General features: G+C 63.0%; 25 protein-coding genes. 15 read left to right on the top strand and 10 right to left on the bottom strand.

Features of this window, described 5'->3' with window-relative positions:
* Positions 1 to 12: 12 nt before the first annotated feature.
* Positions 13 to 1,962 (bottom strand): PrkA family serine protein kinase, encoded by a 1,950-nt coding sequence (locus NKH28_RS16125; protein WP_352449545.1) that lies wholly within the window; start codon positions 1,960 to 1,962, stop codon positions 13 to 15.
* A gap of 270 nt (positions 1,963 to 2,232) precedes the next feature.
* Between NKH28_RS16125 and NKH28_RS16130 the strand changes: the two genes are divergently transcribed.
* Positions 2,233 to 2,394: a hypothetical protein gene (locus NKH28_RS16130; RefSeq protein ID WP_292655465.1), complete on the top strand. Its 162-nt coding sequence runs from the start codon at positions 2,233 to 2,235 to the stop codon at positions 2,392 to 2,394.
* Positions 2,395 to 2,410: 16 nt separating this feature from the next.
* Here NKH28_RS16130 and ocd read toward each other — a convergent pair whose 3' ends face one another.
* Both ocd and rocF read right to left on the bottom strand, forming a co-directional pair.
* Positions 2,411 to 3,478 (bottom strand): ornithine cyclodeaminase, encoded by a 1,068-nt coding sequence (ocd, locus tag NKH28_RS16135; protein ID WP_352539877.1) that lies wholly within the window; start codon positions 3,476 to 3,478, stop codon positions 2,411 to 2,413.
* 3 nt (positions 3,479 to 3,481) lie between these two features.
* Positions 3,482 to 4,402 (bottom strand): arginase, encoded by a 921-nt coding sequence (gene rocF / locus NKH28_RS16140; protein WP_352473047.1) that lies wholly within the window; start codon positions 4,400 to 4,402, stop codon positions 3,482 to 3,484.
* 129 nt (positions 4,403 to 4,531) lie between these two features.
* On the opposite strand from rocF, the gene NKH28_RS16145 reads away from it, so the two are divergent.
* Together NKH28_RS16145 and NKH28_RS16150 are read left to right on the top strand one after the other, a co-directional pair.
* Positions 4,532 to 4,969 carry an Lrp/AsnC family transcriptional regulator gene (locus NKH28_RS16145; RefSeq protein ID WP_352473046.1) on the top strand — a complete coding sequence of 146 codons (438 nt, stop codon included), beginning with the start codon at positions 4,532 to 4,534 and terminating at the stop codon, positions 4,967 to 4,969.
* 197 nt (positions 4,970 to 5,166) lie between these two features.
* Positions 5,167 to 5,490 carry a hypothetical protein gene (locus NKH28_RS16150; protein WP_352979614.1) on the top strand — a complete coding sequence of 108 codons (324 nt, stop codon included), beginning with the start codon at positions 5,167 to 5,169 and terminating at the stop codon, positions 5,488 to 5,490.
* Between the two features lie 39 nt (positions 5,491 to 5,529).
* On the opposite strand, the gene NKH28_RS16155 is transcribed toward NKH28_RS16150, so the two are convergent.
* The 3 genes from NKH28_RS16155 to NKH28_RS16165 form a co-directional block, all read right to left on the bottom strand.
* Positions 5,530 to 5,745, bottom strand: a complete 216-nt coding sequence (locus NKH28_RS16155) for a hypothetical protein (RefSeq protein ID WP_352979616.1) — start codon at positions 5,743 to 5,745, stop codon at positions 5,530 to 5,532.
* 17 nt (positions 5,746 to 5,762) lie between these two features.
* The gene (locus NKH28_RS16160; RefSeq protein WP_352539879.1) at positions 5,763 to 6,134 is read right to left on the bottom strand and encodes a SpoIIAA family protein; all 372 of its coding nucleotides are present in this window, start codon (positions 6,132 to 6,134) and stop codon (positions 5,763 to 5,765) included.
* Positions 6,135 to 6,233: 99 nt separating this feature from the next.
* A complete protein-coding gene (locus tag NKH28_RS16165) occupies positions 6,234 to 7,427 on the bottom strand; it encodes a DUF3182 family protein (RefSeq protein WP_352979618.1) in 1,194 nt (397 codons plus the stop codon).
* Between the two features lie 342 nt (positions 7,428 to 7,769).
* Here NKH28_RS16165 and NKH28_RS16170 point away from each other — a divergent pair, with 342 nt between their 5' ends.
* Together NKH28_RS16170 and NKH28_RS16175 are read left to right on the top strand one after the other, a co-directional pair.
* Positions 7,770 to 8,237: a YbhB/YbcL family Raf kinase inhibitor-like protein gene (locus NKH28_RS16170; protein WP_352615137.1), complete on the top strand. Its 468-nt coding sequence runs from the start codon at positions 7,770 to 7,772 to the stop codon at positions 8,235 to 8,237.
* A gap of 46 nt (positions 8,238 to 8,283) precedes the next feature.
* The gene (locus NKH28_RS16175) at positions 8,284 to 8,481 is read left to right on the top strand and encodes a hypothetical protein (RefSeq protein ID WP_352615135.1); all 198 of its coding nucleotides are present in this window, start codon (positions 8,284 to 8,286) and stop codon (positions 8,479 to 8,481) included.
* Positions 8,482 to 8,559: 78 nt separating this feature from the next.
* Here NKH28_RS16175 and cyoD read toward each other — a convergent pair whose 3' ends face one another.
* From cyoD to cyoA, 4 genes are read right to left on the bottom strand one after another with little or no spacing between them, the layout of a single operon-like run.
* Positions 8,560 to 8,988 carry a cytochrome o ubiquinol oxidase subunit IV gene (gene cyoD, locus NKH28_RS16180; protein WP_352473039.1) on the bottom strand — a complete coding sequence of 143 codons (429 nt, stop codon included), beginning with the start codon at positions 8,986 to 8,988 and terminating at the stop codon, positions 8,560 to 8,562.
* Complete coding sequence (gene cyoC, locus NKH28_RS16185; RefSeq protein WP_352615133.1) at positions 8,985 to 9,635, bottom strand: cytochrome o ubiquinol oxidase subunit III; 651 nt, start codon at positions 9,633 to 9,635, stop codon at positions 8,985 to 8,987. The genes cyoD and cyoC overlap by 4 nt, the downstream gene beginning before the upstream one ends.
* Complete coding sequence (gene cyoB, locus NKH28_RS16190; protein ID WP_352746732.1) at positions 9,632 to 11,638, bottom strand: cytochrome o ubiquinol oxidase subunit I; 2,007 nt, start codon at positions 11,636 to 11,638, stop codon at positions 9,632 to 9,634. The genes cyoC and cyoB overlap by 4 nt, the downstream gene beginning before the upstream one ends.
* A gap of 2 nt (positions 11,639 to 11,640) precedes the next feature.
* Positions 11,641 to 12,564: a ubiquinol oxidase subunit II gene (cyoA, locus tag NKH28_RS16195; protein ID WP_352979620.1), complete on the bottom strand. Its 924-nt coding sequence runs from the start codon at positions 12,562 to 12,564 to the stop codon at positions 11,641 to 11,643.
* A 611-nt stretch (positions 12,565 to 13,175) separates the two neighbouring features.
* Here cyoA and NKH28_RS16200 point away from each other — a divergent pair.
* The 10 genes from NKH28_RS16200 (at position 13,176) to NKH28_RS16245 (ending at position 24,465) form a co-directional block, all read left to right on the top strand.
* Complete coding sequence (locus tag NKH28_RS16200; protein WP_352979622.1) at positions 13,176 to 14,318, top strand: extracellular solute-binding protein; 1,143 nt, start codon at positions 13,176 to 13,178, stop codon at positions 14,316 to 14,318.
* Positions 14,318 to 15,169 (top strand): IclR family transcriptional regulator, encoded by an 852-nt coding sequence (locus tag NKH28_RS16205; RefSeq protein WP_352473035.1) that lies wholly within the window; start codon positions 14,318 to 14,320, stop codon positions 15,167 to 15,169. Before NKH28_RS16200 ends, NKH28_RS16205 begins: the two co-directional genes overlap by 1 nt.
* 23 nt (positions 15,170 to 15,192) lie before the next feature.
* Positions 15,193 to 16,224, top strand: a complete 1,032-nt coding sequence (locus NKH28_RS16210) for a sugar ABC transporter substrate-binding protein (RefSeq protein ID WP_352979625.1) — start codon at positions 15,193 to 15,195, stop codon at positions 16,222 to 16,224.
* 141 nt (positions 16,225 to 16,365) lie between these two features.
* On the top strand, positions 16,366 to 17,349 hold the full coding sequence (locus NKH28_RS16215; RefSeq protein WP_352821588.1) for an ABC transporter permease: 984 nt from the start codon (positions 16,366 to 16,368) through the stop codon (positions 17,347 to 17,349).
* Positions 17,339 to 18,871, top strand: a complete 1,533-nt coding sequence (locus NKH28_RS16220; protein ID WP_352979627.1) for a sugar ABC transporter ATP-binding protein — start codon at positions 17,339 to 17,341, stop codon at positions 18,869 to 18,871. The genes NKH28_RS16215 and NKH28_RS16220 overlap by 11 nt, the downstream gene beginning before the upstream one ends.
* Before the next feature lie 30 nt (positions 18,872 to 18,901).
* A complete protein-coding gene (locus NKH28_RS16225) occupies positions 18,902 to 19,897 on the top strand; it encodes an ABC transporter permease (protein WP_352821586.1) in 996 nt (331 codons plus the stop codon).
* Between the two features lies 1 nt (position 19,898).
* Entirely contained in the window at positions 19,899 to 20,684 is a 786-nt protein-coding gene (locus tag NKH28_RS16230) for an SDR family NAD(P)-dependent oxidoreductase (protein ID WP_023677038.1), read from the top strand.
* A gap of 18 nt (positions 20,685 to 20,702) precedes the next feature.
* The gene (locus tag NKH28_RS16235) at positions 20,703 to 21,908 is read left to right on the top strand and encodes a CaiB/BaiF CoA transferase family protein (protein ID WP_352769354.1); all 1,206 of its coding nucleotides are present in this window, start codon (positions 20,703 to 20,705) and stop codon (positions 21,906 to 21,908) included.
* Positions 21,909 to 21,910: 2 nt separating this feature from the next.
* Positions 21,911 to 22,693: an enoyl-CoA hydratase/isomerase family protein gene (locus NKH28_RS16240; protein WP_352769357.1), complete on the top strand. Its 783-nt coding sequence runs from the start codon at positions 21,911 to 21,913 to the stop codon at positions 22,691 to 22,693.
* Complete coding sequence (locus tag NKH28_RS16245) at positions 22,690 to 24,465, top strand: CoA-transferase (RefSeq protein WP_352899321.1); 1,776 nt, start codon at positions 22,690 to 22,692, stop codon at positions 24,463 to 24,465. The genes NKH28_RS16240 and NKH28_RS16245 overlap by 4 nt, the downstream gene beginning before the upstream one ends.
* Positions 24,466 to 24,469 lie beyond the last annotated feature (4 nt).

Below are 24,469 nucleotides of genomic sequence, written 5' to 3' on the forward strand. Positions count from 1 at the left end.
CCCGGGCTGGCTTCAACCCGCCTTGTTCACCCGCATGTACCAGTCCACCAGCCGGCGGACCTGGCGCTCGGTGTAGCCGCGCTGGATCATCCGCTGCACGAATTCGGTATGCCGCTTCTCCGTCACGCTGTCCTGCTTGGAGCCGAAGCTGATCACTGGCAGCAGGTCCTCGACCTGCCCGAACATCCGCTTCTCGATGACTTCGCGCAGCTTCTCATAGCTTGTCCATGACGGGTTGCGGCCATGGTTTCTGGCCCGCGCGCGCAGCGTGAACTTCACCACTTCGTTGCGGAAGTCCTTGGGATTGGCGATGCCGGCCGGCTTTTCGACCTGCGACAATTCGTTATCCAAGACCTCGCGATTGAGGATCTGGCCGGTATCGGTATCCTTGTAGTCCTGATCCTCGATCCAGGCATCGGCGTAGGCGATATAGCGGTCGAACAGGTTCTGGCCGTATTCGCTGTAGGATTCCAGATAGGCCTTCTGGATCTCGTGGCCGATGAACTCGGCATAACGGGTGGCCAGCTCCGACTTTATGAAATCGAGATAGTCCGCCTCGGTCTCCTTCGGGAACTGCTCGCGCTTGATCGCCTCTTCAAGGATGTACATCAGATGCACCGGATCGGCCGCCACCTCTTCGGTGTCGTAATTGAAGGTCTGCGACAGGATCTTGAAGGCGAAGCGGGTGCTGACGCCGGTCATGCCTTCGTCGACGCCGGCGGCGTTTCGGTATTCCTGGACCGACTTCGCCTTGGGATCGGTTTCCTTGAGGTTCTCGCCGTCATAGACGCGCATCTTGGTGTAGAGCGGCGAATTGTCGTGTTCGGCCAGGCGGGTCGAGACGGTGAACCGGCTGAGGATATCGAGCACTTCCGGAGCGCAGGGGCTGTTAGCCAATTCGCTTTCGCGCAACAGCTTCTCGTAGATCTGCCGCTCTTCGGTGACGCGCAGGCAATACGGCACCTTGACCACCAGGATGCGGTCGAGGAACGCCTCGTTGTTCTTGTTGTTCTTGAACTGCAGCCATTCCGATTCGTTGGAATGGGCAACGATGATGCCCTGATAGGGGAAAGCGCCGAAATTCTCGGTGCCGTTGTAGCTGCCTTCCTGGGTGGCGGTCAGCAGCGGATGCAGCACCTTGATTGGCGCCTTGAACATCTCGACGAATTCGAGCAGCCCTTGCGTCGTCCGGTTCAGCCCGCCGCTATAGGAGTAGGCGTCCGGATCGGACTGGCTGAAGTTTTCCAGCTGCCTGATGTCGACCTTGCCGACCAGGGCCGAAACGTCCTGGTTGTTCTCGTCGCCCGGCTCGGTCTTGGCAATGCCGATCTGGCGCAGCCTGGACGGCATCAGCTTGACGACGCTGAATTTGGAGATGTCGCCGGACAATTCGTCGAGGCGCTTGGCCGCCCAGGGCGAGATCAGGCCGTTCAGCCGCCGTCGGGCGATGCCGTATTTGTCCTCCAAAAGGTCGCCCATGCGGTCGGGGTCGAACAGCCCGAGCGGCGATTCGAAGACCGGGCTGACCTGGCCGCCGACCTTCAGCGTATAGATCGGACGCTGCTCCATCAGCCTTTTCAGCTGCTCCGCAAGCGAGGACTTGCCGCCGCCGACCGGGCCAAGCAGATAGAGGATCTGCTTGCGTTCCTCGAGCCCTTGCGAGGCATAGCGGAAATAACCGGCGATACGCTCGATCGTATCCTCCATGCCGTAAAAGTCGGCGAAGGTTGGATAGATCTTGATCGTCCGGTTCGAAAAAATACGGCCGAGCCGCTCGTCCTTGCTGGTATCGACAAAGGTCGGCTCGCCGATCGCCTCGACCATCCGTTCGGGTGCCGAGGCGTACATCGACTTGTCCTCGCGGCAGGCAAGCAGATATTGCTGGAGGCTTATCTCCTCCTGAGCCGCATTCTTGTAAACCTCGGAAAACAGATCGAAGACGTCGGATTGATTCTCACGCATGGTATTCCTAGCCCCGGAGCCGGTGTGGCTGCACGTTTGTCTCTTGAACAACCAAATGTCAGAAAGCCCTTGTGGTTCCCTTCACTTCGCAGAGAGTGCATGTGATCGAAGGATAAGAGTCTAGATAAGGACATCCTGAGTGCAGACAAGGCGTGCAACGTCCTGACCGAGGCATAAAATCCTGAATTGCACCGCGCCCCGCTGACGACTCCCAACAAGACGGAGGAACGGTTCGGGTCCTTCCCGGTTGTGAGGGAAAGGAGACGGTCGATGTCTGGGAATAGTTTGTGGTTGCTCGTTGTTGCAGGCGGTCCACTGCTGCTGGCAATCCTGATCGCCTACGCCCTGCTCACGCAGCGCCGTCGCGGCCCGGCGGAGCGCAGGGAAAGCGAGCGCGCCACCGAGCGCCTGTATCAGGAAAAGAAGGACTGACCGACAGGATCGCAGCTCAGCTGCCGGCGGCCGCCAGCCCGGTCGCTTTTTCGGCGCGCAGCAGCATGCCAAACAGGTCACGCGGCTCATCGGGATCGGCCAGAAGGTCTAGTTCCTCGTAAAGGCCGGTCCGCTGAAGCTGATCGCGAACGTAACGCAACGCGGAAAAATCCTCGATCGCAAAGCCGACGGAATCAAACAATGTGATCTGTCGGGCGTCCGTCCGGCCTGCTGCCTTTCCTGTCATCACCTGCCACAATTCGGTGACCGGATGATCCGCATCGAGCTGCTGGCTCTCGCCTTCGATGCGCGTCTGCGGCGGGTATTCGACGAAAATATCCGAGCGCAGCAGAATGTCGCGATGCAGCTCGGTCTTGCCCGGGCAATCGCCGCCTACCGCATTGATGTGCACGCCGGATCCCACCATGTTGTCGGTCAGGATTGTTGCCGACCGCTTGTCGGCGGTAACCGTGGTGATGATCTCTGCACCTTCAACGGCTTCCTGCGCCGACGCGCAGAGCTTGATGTCGAAACCCATGCCGGCAAGGTTCTTCATGCATTTCGTCGAGGCCGCCGGGTCGATATCGTAGAGACGCAGCCTGTCGACGCCAAGCAGCGCCTTGAAGGCAATGGCCTGGAATTCCGATTGCGCGCCATTGCCGATGATCGCCATGCACCTGGCGGCCTCTGGAGCGAGGTATTTCGCCGCGACCGCCGAGCTTGCGGCGGTTCTGAGCGCCGTTAGGATGGTCATTTCCGAAAGCAGCATCGGATAGCCGTTGCCGACATCGGCAAGCACGCCGAAAGCGGTCACGGTCTGGCGGCCGTCACGCGTGTTCTTCGGATGCCCGTTGACATATTTGAAGCCGTAAAGCTGCCCGTCGCTGGTCGGCATCAGCTCGATGACGCCGTCAATGCTGTGCGAGGCGACGCGCGGCGTCTTGTCGAACAGCTCCCAGCGCCTGAAATCCTCTTCGATATAGGCGGCAAGCTCGACCAGAAAGCGCTCGATGCCGATGGCAAGCACCAGCTTCATCATGCGGTCGACGCTGACGAACGGGACGATGTTCAAATTGGCGGTCATGGCTCAGAACCCCCTCGTCGGGCGGTCCATGATCCGCCGGCCCATCAGGCTTGCGGTCAGGTCAACCAAAAGCGTGGCGGTGCGGCCGCGCTCGTCAAGAAATGGGTTGAGCTCGACCAGGTCGAGACTGGTGACGAGGCCGCTGTCATGCAGCATTTCCATCGCCAGATGCGCCTCGCGGAAGGTGGCGCCGCCGGGAACGGTGGTGCCCACCGCCGGGGCGATCGACGGGTCGAGAAAATCGACGTCGAGGCTGACATGGAGCATGCCATTGGCGGCGCTCACCCGTTCGAGAAAGGCGCGAAGCAGTTGCGCTATGCCGTGCTCGTCGATCGAACGCATGTCGTGGACCGTCACGCCGGCTCTGCGCAATGCATCCCGTTCCGCCAGGTCCACGCTGCGGATCCCCAGCGCGCATATGCAAGCCGGCTCCACCTGTGCTGCAAGCCGGGGGAAATAGCCCTCGAAGCCGGGCTGCCCGCTTGCATAGGCCAGCGGCACGCCATGCAGATTGCCGCTGGTCGTCGTGTCGAGCGTATGAAAATCGGGGTGGGCGTCGAGCCACAGCACGAAGAGCGGCCGACCGGCATTCGCCGCGCGGCGGGCTATGCCGGCGAGCGTGCCGGCCGAAATGCTGTGGTCGCCGCCGAGAAAGATCGGCATCGCATCGGCGCTTGCGGCATAGGCAGTTTCGCTGATCGCTGCCGTCCAGGCGGCGATTTCCGGCAGCGCCTTCACCGCCGCGTTGCCGTGTACGACAGGGCGCATATCGGCAGGGACAATCGTTCCGAGGTCGGTCAGCGTATGGCCAAGCTCGGTCAGCGCGCCGGCCAGACCGGCCGTGCGAAGCGCGCTCGGCCCCATCTCGCAGCCCATGCGGCCTGAGCCGGCCTGGATCGGCGCCCCAACGATCGTGCAATGCATTTGTCATACCCACCGAATTACGATGGCTTTATTGAAGCGGGCATCGCTGGCAGAATGAACATGTCAAATTGGCAAATTTGTTGAAGTGCCCTACCATTGTGGCACGATCTACTTCCGTTGTGAGCAAACATGGACCGTCTCGATGAGCAGATCATCACCTCTTTGCGGCACGACGCCCGGCGCAGCATTTCCGACCTTGCCATTAGCCTGGGTGTCTCCCGGGCAACGGTAAGGTCCCGGATCGAGCGACTTGAAAGAGACGGCGTCATCGTCGGCTACACCGTCATTCTACGCGCCGACGCGGTCGATCAGCGGGTGCGTGGCATCATGATGATCGAGATCGAGGGCCATGCCGCCGATCGCGTCATCCGGGCGCTGGGCGGCTTCTCCGAGGTCTCGACCATCCACACCACCAATGGCCGGTGGGACCTGGTGATAGAACTCGGAACCCAGACGCTGAGCGAGTTCGATGCGGTGCTGAGACGTATCCGGCTGATTCCCGGAATTACCGGCAGCGAAACAAGCCTGCTCCTGGCAACGCCGCGCACCACCAAGGCGCGGCTGTGATCTTCGCCCTTGACCTCCAGCGGCAATGAAATCCCAAGCCAGGGAACCTTCAATTGCCGCCGCGGTTAGAGCAATTCCAGGAAAAGTGTGAAACGGTTTTCCGTTCGGAATTGTGTCAAAACAAGAGAGATCGGTTCAGCGTTTCCCCCGATGAACCGTTCTAGGCTCGGACAGCCCTTCTTCGAGGGAGAACAATCATGGCTCACGCCCAGCAGGAACTGGTCGAATTCGTTATCAGCAAAGCGTTCAATCCGGTCATGCGGGCCAAACCAGACGGAAAATCCGATGCCGAACGCAAGACGCTCGAGCACGTCCAGCAAGCCACGAAGACCGAGATCGAGCGCTATCGCCATTACGGCTCGGCCGAGGAGGTCGCGACCAATTTCAAGCGCGACCTGACCTCAGATGCCGCCAAAAAGTTGCACGCCCAGCTGCGGCGCCTGCATCTGCCGACGATCGAGGATATTCGCGACGAATTTGAGGACAAAGCCCGCAAGCTCGGGGTCAAGGCCTCGTCGTAGATCCGCGACCGGTCCTCGGTGACGTCCGTCAGGCTGTCATCACAAACCGTCCTTGGTCGGAGGCCACCCTGACCGAACCGTCTCGGGGATGTTGTCCGACGTCAGATCGCCCCGATTGAGCTTTTCAATCGCTTCATCGGCTTCGCTTTCGTCGAGACCGGAAAGCGGCAACCCGCCGACCACGACGGCTTCGTCGCTCTCGCTGTCATAGACCTCCCCGAGGCCTTCCGGATTCTGTCGTTTGTCGAACGGCATGGCACTCCCCAACACCGCTATTGTACGCCTGCCACCCATTTCAGGGCCTGGGCTTTTTCGTCCTCCGGGAACACCCGCGCCTCGATTTGCGGAAACAGCGCGTCCGTCATTTCCGTGGCTGCCTTGATCCACTGCTTGTTGGAAATCACGGCGGCACGTTTGAAGCGGTGGACCTCGCCAAGTTTGCTCAGCCCATACTGCAGGTCGCGCCGCAAGGCGCCAGCCGTCATGTCCTCGAAATCGGCAAGATCGGTCAGGACGCCGATGTCCTTGTGGTCGCTCAGTTTCGCTTCGATTGCCGGGATGACTTTGTCGTAGTCGTCCGCCGTCACGGTGCCGGTGACACGAAAGGCGGCGACATTCTGGGGAGCGGCAATCATCTCGATCATTTTTTCCTCCGGTCTCTGACTTGCTGCCTGCCCGAAACAAACTCGGGCCATTGGCGGATGTTCCCTGCCGGAGGCGTGCTTGGCTTCAACCTGACATGGTTAGAACGACGATCGGCCGGCTTCCCCGACCGGCCCTCGGATCGCCTGGGTGACGACGGTGTAACGCGTGATTTGGCCCTCCTCGGGGTCCTCCCCGTCGAAGTGGATTTCTGCATTCAGCGGCAGCCGCGCGGTGTTGCCGAACTGCTTGACCGCGGAGACATGCACAATCTGCACGTCGGGGTCACGCGTCATGGCCTCCATTGCCGCAAGCTCGGCCGTGCTGCTGCCGCCGATCCGCCAACTGGCTTCCAGCACTCCCGATCGCCAGATGCCCGAGGAATCGACACCTTGGCCGATGTCGTAGTTGCGCCGTGAGGCAAAGAATCCGGGATAGCCATCCATCGCGGCGTCGTAGATCCTCGCCTGCGCCACAGCCAAACTTAGCGCCGGAGAAAGCTGCAGCCCGTCCAGCGCCTCCCATCCGCCGCGCACGACGACCAGATCGGATCCGCCGTAAACGGGCTGTCCGGCATTGTCGGCCGTCATTCGCTGCACGCCGTAATAGGCGACCGATGTTCCGTCGATCGCCGTTCTGCCAATGCTCAGCGTGACGATGTCGCGAAGCTCCGTTTCGAGAACAAGGCCGTATTCCCTCAGGTCGGAGGATGGATATCGTTCCAGCAGCCTTTCGATGTCGGCAACGGTCGCGGCGGTGTGCTGGTCGCGGCCCCGCGAAGCGCGCGGTGGCTTGAACCGGACCAGCCCTAGCTGCAGCAGACGTTCCGCTGCGCGCAGCGCGTCATCGCGTGAAAATGCGGTATAGCCGGGCAGTACGGCAGCGCCGACGGCTCTGCCGAAGCCGGCTGGCCATTCTTTTGGCCGTGCCGCCGACCTGTCCACCAGCTCGTGGGTTATGGCCTTGGTGGTTGCGAGGCGCCAGGGCACCACACCGCCGAAGAGGTCCTCCGGCCCGTTTATGCCCAGTTGGAGCGCATCGACGGCAAGCAGGCTGTCGTCCGGCACGAAATACAGTCGGCGACCGTCACCGCCGCCGTCACTCAGGCCCTCGCGGAAGGCAAAGCCCTTCAACGCCGCAATCGTGCGCGCAACGGCAGCGACGGTTTCCCGCTCGTGGGTATAGATTGTCTCGCCGCCCGGCACGGAGAATGCGACCACAACACCTTTCGCCCCGCTTGGTTGCTTACCGCTTAGCCCGGTCATGTCGCGCCCTTCGTCCATTGCCGAGCCCATCGCCGTTTCCGCGGCGATGCGTCCGAACCGAAAAACCCGCTTCCTCGGCGAATGTTCCGGCCAACGGCCGGCAATCCGGTTTGACTGTCCCACAAGGGGGAGGGAACGCTGCCGCATGCCCTTACTTCCCCTTTTGGCGCCGAAAGGCAGGCAAATTTGCCGAGGTCAGCGCCAACGGAAGTCTCCCTCCCCCTTGTGGGGAGGGTTAGGGGTGGGGGTACGTCGTAGAGCGAAAGCCTCGGCTTTCCATCTGCGATAGCCCTGGGTTTGACCGGGGCGGCGACCGGAACTCGGCGGCTCGTAGCTGTTTATGAGGGAATCTCAGACAGGGAGATGGAGACCATGGCTTTCACTCTCAAAAGCTCTGCCTTTGCCGATGGCGAAAAAATACCGCCGCGCTATTCCCGCGACGGCGGCAACGTCTCGCCGCCATTGGAGTGGACGGACGCGCCGCAACGAACCAAAAGCTTCGTCCTGGCCGTCGAGGACCCCGACGCCCCTTCAGGCATGTTCCGTCATTGGGCGGTCTACGACATCGACGCACAGCGCAACTTTCTTCCCGAAGGCACGACCGCCGGCGCCAAGACCGAGAGCCTCGGACACGGCGTCAACGATTTCGGCAATCCTCATTATGACGGCCCCCAGCCGCCGCCTGGGCATGGGCTCCACCATTACCATTTCCGGCTTCTTGCACTCGACGCCGAGACGCTTCATCTCGGCGAGAAGGCTGCCGTCGAAGACGTGCTGAAACAGGCCGAGCCGCACGTCGTGGGAGAGGCCGAGCTCGTCGGCACGTTCGAACGGGCTTGAGGACGCCACGCCACCCCGTCGCCTGGTTCGGCACAAACGGAGAAGCATGATGGACAACAAATCAAACCCTGTCGACCAACCCATATCCGGCAAGAAAGCCAGCGGCAGCGACAAGGCCGAGGCACCGAAGGAAGCAGGCGATCAGGCACGGAAAGCCCAGGAGTGGGGCGGCGGCTCAAAGGCCTCGAAAGGCGCGATATCGCCGCAGGATCGCAAAAATCAAAACTCCAGCCAGCGCAGCTGATACCGGTCCGTCATCCGGCAACGCGTCTGAAGCGGCGGGCAAGGCCGGGCTGGAGGCACTGCGCTGCGCCTCAAATCGCTAGCGGTTCATGTTCATGATCGCATTCATCGGCATCAAATTGTGGTCGAGATTGGCCATGATCCAGATCGAGCCGCCGATCACCAGAACTACGATCAGCACGCCGAAGGCAAGCGCCAGGGCGTTGTTGGTGTTGTCCGGTCCCGTCGTGATGTGCAGGAAGAAGACGAGATGCACGCCCATCTGGGCGATCGCCAGCACGACCAGCGCCACCGGAATGCCGGGTGCCCATATCAGGTTGGTTCCGGGCAACCAGAACGAGGCGATGGTCAGCAGCGTTGCCAGCCCGAGGCCGATCACATAGCCGCGTAGCCCGGATCCGACCTCGGTGTCGCCGAGGTATTCGTCACCCGGCGCCGTATCGATGTCGTAGCGCTCCAGGCCATCGGTGTCGCGCCGTTGCGCGTGGCGATCGTCCGCATTGCTCATCGACTTGCTCCCAGGAGATAGACCACCGTGAACAGGGCGACCCAGATGATGTCGAGGGCGTGCCAGAACAGGCTGAAGCACATGAAACGCCGAAGAATATCGTCGCGGAATCCCTTGGCGAAGATCTGCGCCATCATCGTGAGCAGCCACAGCAGCCCCGCCGTCACGTGAAGGCCATGGCATCCCACCAGCGTGAAGAATGCCGACAGGAAAGCGCTGCGCGTCGGTCCGGCACCGCTGGCAACCATATGCGCGAACTCGCGCAACTCGAGCAGGATGAAGCTGGCGCCGAGCACGAAGGTGACAGTCATCGCGACATAGAACCAGGAGCTTCGCCGCGCTGTCACGGCAAGGCTGGCGAGACCGCAGGTAAAGCTCGACAACAGCAAAGCGGCCGTCTCGATCGCGACGTTGCGCAGGTCGAACAGCTCGGCCCCGCTCGGCCCGCCCGCCGTCTTGCCCGCCAGCACGGCATAGGCCGCGAAGAAGGCCGAGAACATCACGATGTCGCTCAGAAGGAAGATCCAGAAGCCGTAGCCCACGACGATCCGGATCGGTGCCGGGCCGCCGTCGCCGTGGCCGGGTGCATGGCCGTGCCCGCCATGGAGGCGGTAGGGGTCACGCTCTCGAACGTCGATCGCGGTCATGGCCTTGGCCCCGTGTAAGTGGCCAGCGCCTCGCGGCGCGCACTTCGGTTGGCGCGGTCGATCCGGGCGACTTCGGCGGCAGGAATGACGTATTCGGGGATGTCGCGCCACGCGAATACGACGAAGGTGGCCAAAGCACCGAGCGCGCCGAGCGCCACCATCCACCAGATGTGCCAGATGAGAGCAAAGCCCATCACGGTCGCAAAGAAGGCGCAGATGAACCCGGTGGGACTGTTGCGGGGCATCTCGATCGGCTCGTAGTCAGGCTCGTCGCGCAGCCGGTTTTGCTCGCGTGCCCGCTGCTTGATGCTCCAGTAGGGCTCTTCGCCCTCGACATGCGGAAGCGCGGCGAAGTTGAATACCGGCGGCGGCGAGGGCGTGGCCCATTCCAGCGAGCGGCCGTCCCAGGGATCTCCGGTGGCGTCGCGAAGCGCCGCGCGCTGCCGGATGCTGACGACGAGCTGTACGATCTGCGCGACCACGCCGGCGGTGGTGATCAACATGCCGACGCCGGCAACCAGCACCCACGGATGCCATGCCGGCACGTCGAAATGCTGCATGCGGCGGGTCATGCCGAGCAGGCCGACAGCGTAGAGCGGTACGAAGGTGGCGTAGAATCCAATCAGCGTCAGCCAGAAGGCCAGCTTGCCCCAGCCCTCGTGCAGCCGGAAGCCGAATGCCTTGGGAAACCAGTAGGTATATCCCGCGAAGGCGCCGAACAGCACGCCGCCGATGATGACGTTGTGGAAATGCGCCACCAGGAACAGGCTGTTGTGGAGCAGGAAATCGGCCGGTGGCACCGCCAGCAACACACCCGTCATGCCGCCGATAACGAATGTCACCATAAAGCCCAGCGACCACAGCATTGGCGTCGCGAAGCGGATGCGGCCGCCATACATGGTGAACATCCAGTTATAGATCTTCACGCCGGTACCGACAGCGATGATGCTGGTGGCGATGCCGAACGCGGCGTTGACGTCGGCGCCGGCGCCCATCGTGAAGAAGTGGTGCAGCCACACCATGAAGGAGACGATGCAGATGAAGAGCGTCGCGGCCACCATCGAGCGGTAGCCGAACAGCGGCTTGCTGGAGAAGGTGGAGATGACCTCCGAGAAGATGCCGAACGCCGGCAGGACGAGGATGTAGACCTCGGGATGGCCCCAGGCCCAGATCAGGTTCACGAACATCAGCATGTTGCCGCCAGCTTCATTGGTGAAGAAATGAAAGCCGAAATAGCGGTCGAGCGTCAGCATCGCGAGCGTGGCGGTGAGGATCGGGAAGGCGGCGACGATGAGCAGGCTGGCGGCGAGTGAGGTCCAGCAGAACATCGACATCCTGAGGTAACTCATGCCGGGCGACCGCATCTTCAGGATCGTGGTGACGAAATTGATCCCGGTGAGCAGCGTTCCGACGCCCGCTATCTGCACGGCCCACAGATAATAGTCGACGCCGACGCCCGGCGAATAGGCGGTCTCGCTGAGCGGCGGATAGGGCAGCCATCCGGTACGCGCGAATTCACCGATCACCAGCGAGATGTTGACCAGCAGCGCACCGGTGGCGGTGAGCCAGAAACTCACCGAGTTGAGCGTCGGAAAGGCAACGTCTCGGACGCCGAGCTGCAGCGGCACGACCAGGTTCATCAGGCCGATGACGAACGGCATCGCCCCGAAAAAGATCATGATTGTGCCGTGGGCGGAAAAGACCTGGTTGAAGTGGTCGGGCGGCAGATAGCCGGGCGCCTGGAAGGCGAGGGCCTGCTGCGACCGCATCATGACGGCGTCGCTGAAGCCGCGCAGCAGCATCAGCAGCGCCAGCAGCGTGTACATGACGCCAATCCGCTTGTGATCGACGCTGGTGATCCATTCGCGCCAGAGATAGGGGAAATGGCCGGCCAGGAAGACCCAGGCCAGCACGCCGAGGATTGCCAGGGCGACGACCGCCGAGGCGATCATCGGCAGAGGCTGATCGAACGGAATGACGTCCCAGCTCAATTTTCCGAGCATTGTCAGCCTCCTGCCTTGGGCGATACGCTCGGCTCGGGGCGACCGGCCTGGGGACCGGGCGCGGGCGGAACGCCCTGCGTCGCGATTTCATGGAAAAGGTCCGGCTCGACCGAGCGATAGGTCGAAGGCGGCACGTCGATGCTCTGTCTGGCCAGTTCCTGGTAGCTGGCCTTGTCGAGTGCCTGTCCCTGGCTTCGCGCCGAATTGACGAACGCATCGAAGGCATCCGCTGCGACGGCATGCAGCACGAATTGCATGCCTGGAAAACCGTCACCGCTGAAATGGGCCGACCGCCCATAGAATTCGCCGGGCTGATCCGCCTGCAGGTGAAGCTGCGTCGTCATGCCATTCATCGTATAGATCATGCCGCCAAGCTGAGGCACGAAGAACGCGTTCATGACGCTTGCCGAGGTAAGCGAGAAATGCACCGGCCTGCCCGCCGGCACCACGAGCTGGTTGATGCTCGCGACATTCTGCTCGGGGTAGATGAACAGCCATTTCCAGTCGAGCGAGACGACCTGCACCTCAAACGGCCTTTGCTGGGAATCCAACGGCTTCATTGGGTCGAGGTCATGCGATCCGATCCAGATGATGCCGCTCAGAAACAGGATGACGAGGATGGGGATCGACCAGACTACCAGTTCGATGCGTCCGGAATAGGCCCATTCCGGCAGGTACCGCGCTCTTGTGTTGGTTTCCCGGAACCACCAGGCAAAGCCGAGCGTCGCCACGATCGTCGGGATGACGATGGCCAGCATGATAGCGACCGAATTGAGCAGGATCGTCCGCTGCGCCGCCCCCACCGGCCCTTGCGGATCGAGCACGCCGCCCTGGCAGCCGGCAAGCAGCGCGGCAACAAGCATCGTCGCGCCGACGCGGCCAACACGGATGGCGGCACAATTTCGAACGATCGCCCTCAGCAACATGACATCTCGCCGTTTCCTGAAAACCGATGGAACGTTGCAGGCAGCGTGGCTGCCAACCCCCGAATGTGCGCGCCGGTGTGCTCCTGGCGACAGTTTCTTCACGCACGGGGCTCCGGCTGGCAGAACCACACGCGGCGGACGTCATCGTTAAGCGGTCAACCTGTCGAGAACCCTCCAAATCCTAAAAACCAGCGGCAGATCCCAAGCAACCAGAGCCAAATCCTAAGAAACCAGAAACAGTACCCAGATCGAAGTTATCGCCAGAAACGTGGCGAATGCCAAGGCGGTAAACCGGTTCATGGCCGCGCCCACGGTTGGTCCATTTAGTCCGCTCCCTGCGACGTGGCTGCTAATTTCAGTGCTGCTGCTCCAGATGGCTGCGCCAACCGAACGAATGTTCGTCGCGAAAGTTCCCAAAAAGCCAGATCCATCGCAGCCTTTGGTTGCAGGCCGGCGGCAACGCTATGCGCACCAGGGATGGTTGGGCGGCTTTCTCGGCCAAACGGAAGCGAGGACTGGCTTTGCGTATGTAAAAACTACTTGTCTAGGTGAAAATAGTTGCTACTAATCGGCTGGGCCGGCGCATGGCCGCCTCTGGGAGGAATTTCGGCATGACAAGACTGCGCGGCCTCGCGTGGGATCACCGACGCTGCTGGGGTCCGCTCGACGCCAGCATCGGGCCGTATTGTGCCGCCAATCCCGGTCTTGAGATCGAATGGGACCGCCGCAGCCTCTATGAGTTCGGCGAGGGCGCGCTTGGTCCGGTGCTCGGCGCCTATGACCTTGTCGTGTTCGACCATCCGTTCATCGGCGATATTGCCGAAGGCGGGCTGATGGTGCCGTTCGATTTGTCGGCCGAGCAGCGCCACGGCTTCGAACGGGATTCGGTCGGCGCATCCTGGCAATCCTACGCAAGGGACGGGCTTCAATGGGCGTTGCCGATCGATGCTGCCTGTCAGGTTGCCTCATATCGCCCCGATCTCCTGGAGCGCTACGGACCGCTGCCGCGCAGCCATGACGAGGTGCTGGAGCTCGGCCGGCGCGCCTTGAAGGACGGCAAATGGCTTGGGCTGCCATTGGTGCCGACTGACGCCATGTGCCTGCTTTTGACGCTCGGTGAGCCCCGCGAAGACGGCGACGGGTTCATTGCCAGGGAAAAAATCGAGCAGGCCGTCGGACAATTGCGCCAGCTTGCGGCGCTGTCGCATCCGAACTCGCCGAAATGGAACCCGATCCGCTGCTATGATCATATGGTCGCGCATGACGACGTGGTCTACGTGCCGTTCGCCTTCGGCTATGTGAATTATGCCTCCATACCCGACAGGCCGTATCTGCGCTTCGCCGACGTGCCGACGCCGCGATCTGCCGGCGCCTTGCTTGGCGGCGCCGGCATCGGCGTCAGCGCCCAATCGAAACACAAGCAGGCGGCCATCGATTACGCGCTATTTCTGTGCTCGCCCGGCTATCAGCGCGGCGACTATGTGAAATCCGGCGGACAGCCGGGGTCGCTGGCGGCGTGGCAGGATACCGAGGTCAACGCGCTCTCGGGCGGCTTCTTCGCCTCGACGCTGGCGACGATCGAAGCCTCTTATCTGCGCCCGACCCATCCGGGCTTCATCAGCTTCTTCCGCCAATGCGCCCCTCATGCCGCGGCGGCGATCGCCGGCGAATTGCAGGCGGCCGAGCTCGCGGATCGGCTGAACCGGCTCTATCGCGAGACCAGGCATGGCCAGCCGCAACGGAGCGTCGCGTAATGGCCGCCGATATTGCCCAGATCGTCGACGAAGGCGAAAGCGGCCGCAACGGCTATCGGGTGCCGGCGGTGGAGAAGGCGCTCGACATACTGGAATTCATGGCTGCCAGCGGCGAGCCGCTGACCCAGACCGAGATCGCCACCGGAATGGGGCGCTCCATTCACGAGATCTACCGCATCCTGCTGCTGCTGGAGAAGCGCGGCTACATTTTCCGGACGCAATCGGACCGCTTCCGCCTGTCGCTGAAGCTGTTCGAACTGGCGCATATGCATCCCCCGGTGAACCGCCTGGTCGAATGCGCGCTGCCGGTGATGCGCGGCCTCGCCGCCAATGCCGACCAGAGCTGCCATCTGGTCGTGCGCGAAGGCGAGAGCGCACTGGTCGTGCTGCAGATCGATTCGCCTTTGCCGATGCGTTATTCGGTTGCCCTTGGCTCGCATTTCCCGATCCTCGAAACGAGCTCCGGCGCGGTGCTGCTGGCGCATTCGAGCCGCGCCGAGCGCGACCGCATCGTCGAACGGATCGTCGCTGCAGGCGAAGGCCAAGGCAGCCGGGCGGAAATCGAAGCGCGGCTGAACGAAGTCGCAAGGCTCGGCTATGAAATGCGCGCCTCGCTGGCTGTCGAGGGCTGCACCAACATTTCGATGCCGGTGCGCGACCATACCGGCGCCGTCATTGCCGCGCTCACCGTCCCCTTCCTGCCGCAAAAGGCCGCCCGCTTCGATCGCAGCACCGTGTTCGAGCGGACGAAGGCGGCGGCCGAGGCGATATCGGCGGCGCTGGGCGCGGGCGAAGCTGCCGCCTCTTCACGTGCCGACCCGGAACGGCGGGACTATCCGTTCAGCAACTGACAAGAAATACAGGGAGAAGAAACATGAACTGGTCCAAATCGATGCTGTTTGCCTCGGCGGCGGTGCTTGCTCTGAGCGCCGCCGCGGCACACGCCGAAAACATGCCGAAGCGCATCGGCTACGTCACCAACTACGCCACCCATGAGTGGTATCAGAACGTCATCAAGGGCATGCAGTCACGCGCCAAGGAACTCGGTATCGAGCTCGAGGTGCAGGACGCCAATCTGGACGTTGCCAAGGAGGTCTCCGCCGCCGAAGATTTCATGGCCAAGGGCGTCGACGTCCTGATCATCACGCCCGTCAACGAGGAAGGCGTCGTGCCGCTGCTGCGCCAGGCGAAATCCAACAACGTTCCGGTCGTGCTCGAAGGCAATCCGGTCAAGGGCATGACCACAATGGTCGCGATCTGCGACTACGACACCGGCTACACCGCCGGCGTCGAAGCCGGCAAATACGCCAAGGAAAAGCTCGAAGCCAAAGCCAAGGTGATGAATGTCGGCCTGCCGCTGCTGTCCGCCACCGTGCTGCGGTCGCAGGGTTTCATGGATGGCCTCAAGACCATCATCCCCGACGCGGTCATGGTCCACGACCTCGACGGCGGCGGCAATCCCGATCGCGCACTCGAAGTCTCTTCGGCGGCTCTTGCCAAGAACGCCGACATCAACATCATCTACGGCATCAACGATTCCTCCTCGCTCGGCGGCCTTCAAGCCTGGAAAGCGGCCGGCAAGTCGCAGGACGGCCTCTTGACTGTCGGCACCGGCGGCGAAGGCCTCGCCTTCATCAATGCGATGCAGAACGAGCCGTCCTACCGCATCGAGGCCGCGATGTTCCCGGAAAAGGAAGGCTACACCGCCATCGATGCAGCGGTTACGCTCTTCAATGGCGAAGAGGTGCCGGAACACATTGTCAGCCCGACCGCGCCGATGAACGGCGACGACTGGAAGAAGTTCTACGACTACGATGGCACCACACGCAAAATCAAATGGGATGCCGTCAATGCGCTTCAGCCACCGGAAAAATGCATGAAAACTTCCGCCGATCTGAAGAAGTAAGGATTCCGGGTAGCCCTTCCCGCACGGCGGGAAGGGCGGCGGATCGGATATGCCGAACGGCAAAACAGGGCAACCGTCCTGTTTTGGCCGGCAGTTTCCAGACGGCGACGGCACCGATACGGGCCCGGAAATAAAATGGACATGAGCGAGCTTACGCAATCCTCTGCGCCAAGGCGTTTCATCGGCGGCCAGCTGCTGGGCAGCAGCCAGCTGGTGCTCGGCGTGATCCTGGCCGTGCTCTGCATCGCCATTTCGATTGCCGCGCCGCAATTCTATTCCGAGGCCAACATCATCGCCATCCTGCGCCAATGCGCGCTGGTGCTGATCGTTGCCTCCGGCATGACGATGCTGATCATCACTGCGGAAGTCGACCTGTCGGTCGGTGCATCGCTGGCTTTTGTCGGCTGCATCGGCATGGCCGTGCTCAATTCAACGCACAGTCTGACGCTCGGGCTGCTGGTGGCGCTCGCCTTTTCAGGCGCGGTCGGCCTTTTCAACGGCCTCGTCGTCACCAGCCTCAAGGTGAACTCGCTGATCGCCACCATCGGCACCATGATGATGCTGCAGGGCGGCGTTTACCTGTTCACCCGCGAGGCGGTGCAGAACCACCACCGGCTTGCCGGCTTCACCGATCTCGGCGCTGGCTATATCGGCGCGATCCCGCTGCCCGTGGTCGTTGCCGCGGTGATTTTCGCGCTGGCCGCGGCAACGCTGCGCTTCACCACGCTCGGCCGTTATCTCTACGCTGTCGGCGCCAACGAGCGCGCGGTTCGTCTCTCCGGCGTGCGCTCGCAACGGCTGAAACTGTTCGCCTTCGTCGTCACCGGCCTGTGCGTCGGCGTCGCCGGCATGATCCTGTCGTCGCTGATGAATGCCGGCCAGCCGACCGCCGGCCGCGGCTTCGAGCTGACGGTGATTGCCGCCGTCATCCTCGGCGGCACCAGCCTACTTGGCGGTCGCGGCTCGCTGCTCGGCACATTGCTTGGAGTGCTCGTGCTGAAGGTCATCGACAACGGCATCATCATCCTCGGCTGGAACCAGGATCTGCAGATGGTGGTGCCCGGAATCGTCATCATCCTGGCGACCTATCTCGACATCGTGCGGAACAGAGCCAATGTCGGTTGATTTCCTTCACCCCGGCGAAACCGTGGCTGTCGACAAAAGCGTGCCGGCGCTGGAGATGCGCGGCATCGGCAAGCGTTTTCCCGGCGTGGTGGCGCTGGACAATGTCGATCTGACCTTGGAACCCGGCAAAATCCATGCCCTGATGGGCGAGAACGGCGCCGGCAAGTCGACGCTGATCAAGATCATGGCCGGGGTCTACGGCAAGGATGCCGGCACCATCCGCCTGCGCGGCCGCGAGGCCGACATCAAGTCGCCGCGCGATAGCCTGAAAGAGGGCATCAAGGTGGTGTTCCAGGAGATCGCGCTGATCGCCGAATTCAGAGTCGCCGAAAACATCTTCCTCGAAGGCTATCCGACCGGCAAAGGCGGCTCGATCGACTGGAAGAAGATCCGTGCCGATGCGGCCGCTCTGTTCAAGCGTATCGGCTTCAATGTCGACCCGGCGGCGCGCACGGGATCGCTGCCGGTCAGCCAGCAGCAGATGGTCGAGATCGCCCGCGCACTCGCCCATGAGGCCCGCGTCGTGGTGATGGACGAGCCGACCTCCTCGCTGACGCCGAACGAGGTCTCGCTGCTGTTCACCGTCATCCGCCGGCTGGCCGCGCTGGGCATCGCGGTGCTCTATGTCAGCCACAAGCTCGACGAGGTCTTCGAGATCGCCGACACCGTGACCGTGCTGCGCGACGGCCGCCACGTCTCGACCAGGCCGATCGGCGAGCACACCAACGACACGCTGATCCAGGACATGATCGGCCGGCGCATCGAAAACCTGTTCCCGCGCAAGCGCGGCGCGCCGGGCAGCAAGGTCGCGCTTTCCGTTGAAGGGCTCAGCACCGCCAAGAAGCTGAAGGATGTGTCGTTCGAGGCGCATGCCGGCGAGGTCCTCGGCTTCTTCGGCTTGATGGGAGCGGGCCGAACCGAGCTCGCCAAGGCCATCGTCGGCTACGACCCGATCACGTCCGGCGCCATTTCGGTCGATGGCAGCCGGCTGCTGCCGCACGAAACGCACACCGGCGTCCGGCTCGGCATCGGCCTGCTCACCGAGGACCGCAAGAGCGAGGGGCTGATGGGCGAGTTGCCGGTCTACCAGAATGCCAGCCTCGCCTCACTCGGCGCCTTCGCCAGAATGGGCTTCGTCGACAAGGTCAGCGAACGCAAGGCGGTGCAGGACTATGTCGACCGTTTCCGCATCCGGACGCCCAGCCTGTTCCAGCAGGTCAAGAACCTGTCCGGCGGCAATCAGCAGAAAGTGCTGATCTCGCGCTGGCTGATGCGAGGCCTGAAGGTGATCGTCGTCGACGAGCCGACCCGCGGCATCGACGTCGGCGCCAAGTCGGAGATTTTTGCGCTCATCGACCGGCTCGCCGGCGAAGGCCTGGCGGTCGTCATGATGACGTCCGAAATGCCCGAGCTGCTGGGGCTTGCCGACCGCATCGTGGTGATGTGCGAAGGCCGCCTCACCGCGATCATGCCTCGCGACGAGGCCACGCAGGAGAACATCCTCAATGCGGCAATCGGCTAAGACGATGACGCTTCGCAAAGGGACCAAGCGATGAGCCTGGCAAGCACCGACTCCATGAAAGCTGGGCCGTCCATGCTGGCGCGGCTCGTCGCGCGGCAGGAATTGGCATTGCTCCTCTGCCTCATCCTGGTGATCGCGTTCTTTTCCTTCACCGCCGAGAATTTCTTCTCCGTGCGCAACATCACCAATGTGCTCGGTCAGGCTTCGCTGGCGCTGACAGCCGGCATCGGCTGCGCCATCGTCTTCATATCAGGCGAGGTCGACATCTCGATCGGCTCGCTGCTGGCGACGATCGCACTGCCGCTGATCATCATCATGAACGACACGAATTCTCTGCTGCTCGGCATCAGCGGCGCGCTGCTGTTCGGGCTGATCATCGGCGTCGTGAATGGCTATCTGACGGCCTATGCCGGCATCAACTCGCTGATCGTGACCCTGGGCACGATGTTCATCATGCGCGGCGGCGTTTATCTCTATACCGGCCAGCGTGCTATTCCAGACGACGCCGCGCTCGACAGCTTCATCGCGCTGTCGGACGGCCGCCTGTTCAACGTCGTTCCCTATTCGGCTGTCATCGCCATCGTCCTGCTCGCCGTCTTCGCCTACGTGATGCAGCACCGGCCGTTCGGGCGGCAGATCTATGCCGTCGGCGGCAATCCGGAAGTGGCACGGCTGGCGGGTTACGACGTGCGCCGCGTCAAGTTCACCTGCTTCATCATCAGCGCGCTGCTGGCGACGGTAGCCGGCATCATCCTGGCAGCCCGCGTCGGTTCGGCGCAGCATACGGCCGGGCTGAATTTCGAGTTCCAGGTCGTCGCCGCCACCGTGCTCGGCGGGGTGAGCCTTGCCGGCGGCATAGGCAGCCTGACCGGCATGGCGCTCGGCGTGCTGATCCTGCAGTTCCTGTCCAACGGGCTGCGCGGTCTCGGCCTGCCGACCGAGTGGCAACTGGTCATCACCGGCATGATCATCATTGCCGCCGTCGCCTTCGACGAAGCAAAGCGCCGGCGCGCCATTGGAGGCTGATATGGATCGTCTCAAAGGGAAAACCGCAATCGTCACTGGCGCCGCCGACGGCATCGGCCACGCGATCAGCGAGGCGATGGCAAGGGAAGGCGCGCACGTCTTCCTCGGCGACATCGCCGACGAGAAGGGTGAAAAATTCGCAGCCGAGCTGCGCGCCGCCGGCCACCGCGCCGACTACATCCATTGCGACGTGGCGGAGGAGGCCGACATCGCCGCCCTGATCGACGCAGCCGTCGGCAAGACCGGCCATCTCGATATTCTCGTCAACAATGCCGCCATCGCCATCGGCGGCATGCCGGTTCACGAAATGAGCGACGAGCAGTGGCACCGGCTGATCGCGGTCAACCTTACCAGCGTGTTCCGCGGCTGCAAATATGCGCTGCCGCATATGATCGCGCAGAAATCGGGCTCGATCATCAACATGGCCTCGGCACAAGGGCATATCGGGCTCGACGGCTGGACCGCCTATGCCGGCGCCAAGGGTGCGGTGATGGCGATGACGCGCCAGATGGCGGTCGAGTTCGGCCCGCTCAACATCCGCGTCAACTCGATCTCGCCCGGCACCATCAACACGCCGATGAACGACAAATTGGTCAAGGAGATCGGCGGCAATCTCGCCAAAGCCTGGGTCAAGATGCATCCGCTCGGCCGCATCGGCAAACCGTCCGAGGTGGCCGAAGCCGCCGTCTATCTGGCCTCCGACGCCGCCGGCTTCACCACCGGTACCGACCTGCGCGTCGACGGCGGCCTCACCGCGGCACCCCGCTACGTACCCGACCTGCTTTGACAACCAACGAGACATGAAATGAACAAAGCCCTCGAAGGCGTCCGCATTCTCGATTTCAGCCATCTGCTGCAAGGGCCGTTCGCCACGCAGCTGCTCGGCGACATGGGCGCCGACATCATCAAGATCGAGCGTGCCGGCGCCGGCGACATGTTCCGCGGCATGACCTTCTTCGCCAAATGGGTCGGCGGCTCCGAAAGCCCGAATTTCCTCGCCTGGAACCGCAACAAGCGCTCCATCGCGCTCAACCTGAAAAGTCGCAAGGTGCATGCCATCATCATGGACATGGCTGAGAAGGCCGATGTGGTGGTGCAGAATTTCCGCCCCGGCGTGCTCGCCAGGCTCGGCTATGGCTACGAGGATTTCAGGGCGGTCAATCCCGCCATCATCTATTGCTCGGGTTCCGGCTATGGCGAGGAGGGCCCCTACGTCGAGCGCCCCGGCCAGGACATGCTGATCCAGGGATTGTCCGGGCTGATCTCCAACACCGGCCGCGGCGATCAGGCTCCTGTTCCGGCCGGTGCCGGCCTGGCCGACCAGATCGGCGCCATGAACATGGTCTACGGCATCCTGTCGGCGCTCTACTATCGCGAGAAGACCGGCAAGGGCCAGAAGATCGAGGTCAATCTGCTCGCCGGCATGCTGGCGCATCTCAATCAGGAATATGTCGCCGTGCTCAATCTCGGCGAGGATTTCGTGCGCCCGAAGTCCGGCATCGGCCACCCCGGCATGCAGGCGCCGTTCGGCGTCTATGAAGCGAAGGACGGCGGCTATGTGTCGATCGCCATGAGCCCGTTCAAGACGCTGTATGAAGTGCTGGAGGCGCCGCAGCTTGCTGTCTACGACGATCTGAAGACGCTGTTCGACAGGCGCGACGAGGTGTTCGACAAGGTCAACGCCGAAACCAGGAAGTTTGCCACGCAGGACCTGCTGGCGCGGCTGCTGGCAGCCGACATCTGGTGTGCCGAGGTGAAGGACATAAGGCGCGCAGCCGAGGACCCGCAGGTCAAGCACCTGGGCATGATCACCAGCTACGATCATCCGCGCGGCGGCAAGGTCAGGGTGGTCGCGCCGGCGGTCAAGATGAGCGAGACGCCGGCTACCATAGAGCGGCCGGCACCGCTGGTCGGCCAGCATGGCCGCGAGATACTGGCCGAGTTCGGCCTCTCCAGCGGCGAGATTGCAGCGCTTGAGGCGTCCGGCGATATGACCGTGGATGCTGCCTGACGATGAGCGTTTACCAGACACTCAGCTTGGAAATATCCGGGCGCGTCGCAGTCGTCACCTTCCGGCGCGCCGATCAGCTCAACGCCATGAACCGGCTGATGCAAAGCGAGATCACCGAGGTTTTCGAGGCGCTGTCGCAGGATGACGGCGTCGGCGCGATCGTGGTGACCGGCGAGGGGCGCGGCTTCATGGCCGGCGCCGACATCAAGGAATACGCTGCCCAGACGGCTATCGAGTTCGACGCCTTCCAGGCCGCCGGCACGCGCATGTATGCGGCGGTCGAGAACAACCGCAAGCCGGTCATCGCCGCGGTCAACGGCTTTGCGCTCGGCGGCGGCATGGAGCTGGTGCTGTGCTGCGACATCGTCATCGCCAACCAGTTCGCGAAGCTCGGCCTGCCCGAGATCAAGCTCGGGCTGGTCCCGGGCGGCGGCGGCACGCAGCGCAGCGTCCAGAAGCTCGGCCGCAACCGCTCCAACCTTTTGCTGATGACCGGCGCCATCGTGCCGGCTTCCGAGCTCGCCGCCGGGCTGGTCAACGAGGTCGTCGACGCCGAAAAGCTGATGCCGCGGGCGCTGGAACTCGCCGGCATGATAGCCGCCGAACCGGCTGCCGCGATCGAGGCATTGAAGGCGCTGACGGCGCACGCCGTGTCGGGCGACTTGGCGGAAGGCCTTGCCATGGAGCGCGACGTACTGGGCGGGCTTTATCGTAGCGAGACCGGCCAGCAGCGGGTGAAGGCGTTCGCCGAAAAAAGCGCCGCGCGGCCGAAGGCTGGGCAATGACATCCCTGGTCAAGCAAAACCGGCCGCGCTTCACCGATGTCGAGGGCCTGGCCGCGATGGTCGGCGGCGGCGACGTCTTCGGTGTCGGTGGCCATCATTTTGCCCGGCTGCCGATCGCCTTGTTGCGGGCCATCGCCCGCTTGGGCGTCAAGGATCTTCGCTATGTCTGCTGGGCCGGCGGCCTGCCGCTCGAACTGCTTCTCGAAGCGAATGCCGTGGCGGAGGTTGATATCTGCTTTTCCAGCCTCGATATTTTTGGCTTGCCGCCGCGCTTCCGTGCGGCTGCCGAGACCAATGCCGTGCCGGTCCGCGACTGGACGGCGCTGGCCATGATCCAGGCGCTGCGGGCGGGGCAGCAGAACCTGCCGTCGATGCCGTTTCAGCTTCCGGAGGGTTCGGACATGCTGGCGCGCGTGCCGGGTGCGATCGCCGTGCCCGATCCGATCGTGGGAGCCACGACCGGGATCATCCCGGCCTTGCGGCTCGATACGTTCGTCGTCCATGCCCAGCGTGCCGACGAGAGCGGCAATGTCCAGATCATCGGACCACGAGCGCTCGATTTCGCCATGGCCGGCGCGGCGCGCGAGGTGCTGGTGACGGTCGAGGAGATCGTCCCGGTCGGAGGGCTGCGGCATGATGGTCGGCAGAGCATTTTGACCCGCAACCAGGTGTCGGCGATCGCGCTGGCACCAGGCGGCGCCTATCCCGCCTCCTGCCTGCCATTCTATGTGACGGACTATCAAGCGTTAGCGGAGGCGTTCGCGGCCAAGGAAATACCTTTGTCGGACAGCCTGAGCATGCCTTCGGAAGGCGTGCCGGAGCGGGTTCAAGACGCTGCAAAAGTCGGCGCTGAAACAGTCCTCGCAATGCCCAGGCTCGTGCACGGCAACAAGGAGGCGTCCATCGACGAGATCATCGCCGCCCGCATCGCCGCTGAGCTCGACAATGAGAGCTTTGCCAGTGCCGGCGCGGTGTCGCCGCTCGCCAATGTCGCCTACCGGCTGGCCAAAGCGACGCACGCGCCGGACATGATCATCGCCACCATGAGTTGCGGCCATCTCGACATAGCACCGAGCCGGATGATCCTGTCGCTGATCGAAAGCCTCGATTGCGAAACGGCGGTGGCGCATGCCGGCGGCGACGACACCTATTCGACCTACTATCAGGCCGGCGCGGTGACGCATGAGATCGTCGGTGCCGCGCAGGTCGACCGCCGTGGGCGCGTCAACACCATTGCGCTGCGCAAGTGTGACGGCAGCCTTATCCGGCTGCCCGGGCAAGGCGGCATGGCCGACGTCGCCAACATGCATCGCGATTATCTGCTCTACGTCCCCCGCCATTCCGTGCAGTCGCTGGTCGAGACGGTCGAGATTGCCAGCTCGGCGCGCGGCCTGTTGACTGAGGCCGAACGCGAGCCGATGGGCTATCGGACCGGCGCGGCATTGGTGTTCACCGACCTTTGCGTGTTTCGGCTCGACGGGGAGAGCCGGCAATTGGCCGTCATCGAGACCATGCCGTGCGTGACGCGCCAGCAGCTCCAGGATGCCACCGGCTTTGCCCTGACATTCGATGCCGATTGCCGCGAAGTTGCGCTACCCTCAAACGAGACGCTCGACATCCTGCGAAACCGCATCGACCCGCTCGGCCTGCGGCGCCTCGAATTCGTCAGCGCCAGGGAGCGCAGCGCCCTGATCGCCGAGATCCTGGCCACCGACCGGCGGATGGTCGAGCGCTGCATCGCCGCACAGCGGTCGCATACTGCACCGGATTGAAGGG

The organism is Mesorhizobium sp. M1227, from assembly GCF_040318315.1.
Classification (GTDB): domain Bacteria; phylum Pseudomonadota; class Alphaproteobacteria; order Rhizobiales; family Rhizobiaceae; genus Mesorhizobium.

Coding starts and splice junctions, on each gene's coding strand:
- cyoD (WP_352473039.1), bottom strand. CDS start 8,988: ATGAGCAATGCGGACGATCGCCACGCGCAACGGCGCGACACCGATGGC.
- NKH28_RS16245 (WP_352899321.1), top strand. CDS start 22,690: ATGACATCCCTGGTCAAGCAAAACCGGCCGCGCTTCACCGATGTCGAG.
- NKH28_RS16145 (WP_352473046.1), top strand. CDS start 4,532: ATGGACCGTCTCGATGAGCAGATCATCACCTCTTTGCGGCACGACGCC.
- NKH28_RS16155 (WP_352979616.1), bottom strand. CDS start 5,745: ATGCCGTTCGACAAACGACAGAATCCGGAAGGCCTCGGGGAGGTCTAT.
- NKH28_RS16150 (WP_352979614.1), top strand. CDS start 5,167: ATGGCTCACGCCCAGCAGGAACTGGTCGAATTCGTTATCAGCAAAGCG.
- NKH28_RS16205 (WP_352473035.1), top strand. CDS start 14,318: ATGGCCGCCGATATTGCCCAGATCGTCGACGAAGGCGAAAGCGGCCGC.
- NKH28_RS16215 (WP_352821588.1), top strand. CDS start 16,366: ATGAGCGAGCTTACGCAATCCTCTGCGCCAAGGCGTTTCATCGGCGGC.
- NKH28_RS16230 (WP_023677038.1), top strand. CDS start 19,899: ATGGATCGTCTCAAAGGGAAAACCGCAATCGTCACTGGCGCCGCCGAC.
- cyoA (WP_352979620.1), bottom strand. CDS start 12,564: ATGTTGCTGAGGGCGATCGTTCGAAATTGTGCCGCCATCCGTGTTGGC.
- NKH28_RS16175 (WP_352615135.1), top strand. CDS start 8,284: ATGATGGACAACAAATCAAACCCTGTCGACCAACCCATATCCGGCAAG.
- NKH28_RS16160 (WP_352539879.1), bottom strand. CDS start 6,134: ATGATCGAGATGATTGCCGCTCCCCAGAATGTCGCCGCCTTTCGTGTC.
- NKH28_RS16220 (WP_352979627.1), top strand. CDS start 17,339: ATGTCGGTTGATTTCCTTCACCCCGGCGAAACCGTGGCTGTCGACAAA.
- NKH28_RS16165 (WP_352979618.1), bottom strand. CDS start 7,427: ATGGGCTCGGCAATGGACGAAGGGCGCGACATGACCGGGCTAAGCGGT.
- NKH28_RS16130 (WP_292655465.1), top strand. CDS start 2,233: ATGTCTGGGAATAGTTTGTGGTTGCTCGTTGTTGCAGGCGGTCCACTG.
- NKH28_RS16170 (WP_352615137.1), top strand. CDS start 7,770: ATGGCTTTCACTCTCAAAAGCTCTGCCTTTGCCGATGGCGAAAAAATA.
- NKH28_RS16235 (WP_352769354.1), top strand. CDS start 20,703: ATGAACAAAGCCCTCGAAGGCGTCCGCATTCTCGATTTCAGCCATCTG.
- NKH28_RS16240 (WP_352769357.1), top strand. CDS start 21,911: ATGAGCGTTTACCAGACACTCAGCTTGGAAATATCCGGGCGCGTCGCA.
- NKH28_RS16210 (WP_352979625.1), top strand. CDS start 15,193: ATGAACTGGTCCAAATCGATGCTGTTTGCCTCGGCGGCGGTGCTTGCT.
- rocF (WP_352473047.1), bottom strand. CDS start 4,402: ATGCATTGCACGATCGTTGGGGCGCCGATCCAGGCCGGCTCAGGCCGC.
- ocd (WP_352539877.1), bottom strand. CDS start 3,478: ATGACCGCCAATTTGAACATCGTCCCGTTCGTCAGCGTCGACCGCATG.
- cyoC (WP_352615133.1), bottom strand. CDS start 9,635: ATGACCGCGATCGACGTTCGAGAGCGTGACCCCTACCGCCTCCATGGC.
- NKH28_RS16125 (WP_352449545.1), bottom strand. CDS start 1,962: ATGCGTGAGAATCAATCCGACGTCTTCGATCTGTTTTCCGAGGTTTAC.
- cyoB (WP_352746732.1), bottom strand. CDS start 11,638: ATGCTCGGAAAATTGAGCTGGGACGTCATTCCGTTCGATCAGCCTCTG.
- NKH28_RS16225 (WP_352821586.1), top strand. CDS start 18,902: ATGAGCCTGGCAAGCACCGACTCCATGAAAGCTGGGCCGTCCATGCTG.
- NKH28_RS16200 (WP_352979622.1), top strand. CDS start 13,176: ATGACAAGACTGCGCGGCCTCGCGTGGGATCACCGACGCTGCTGGGGT.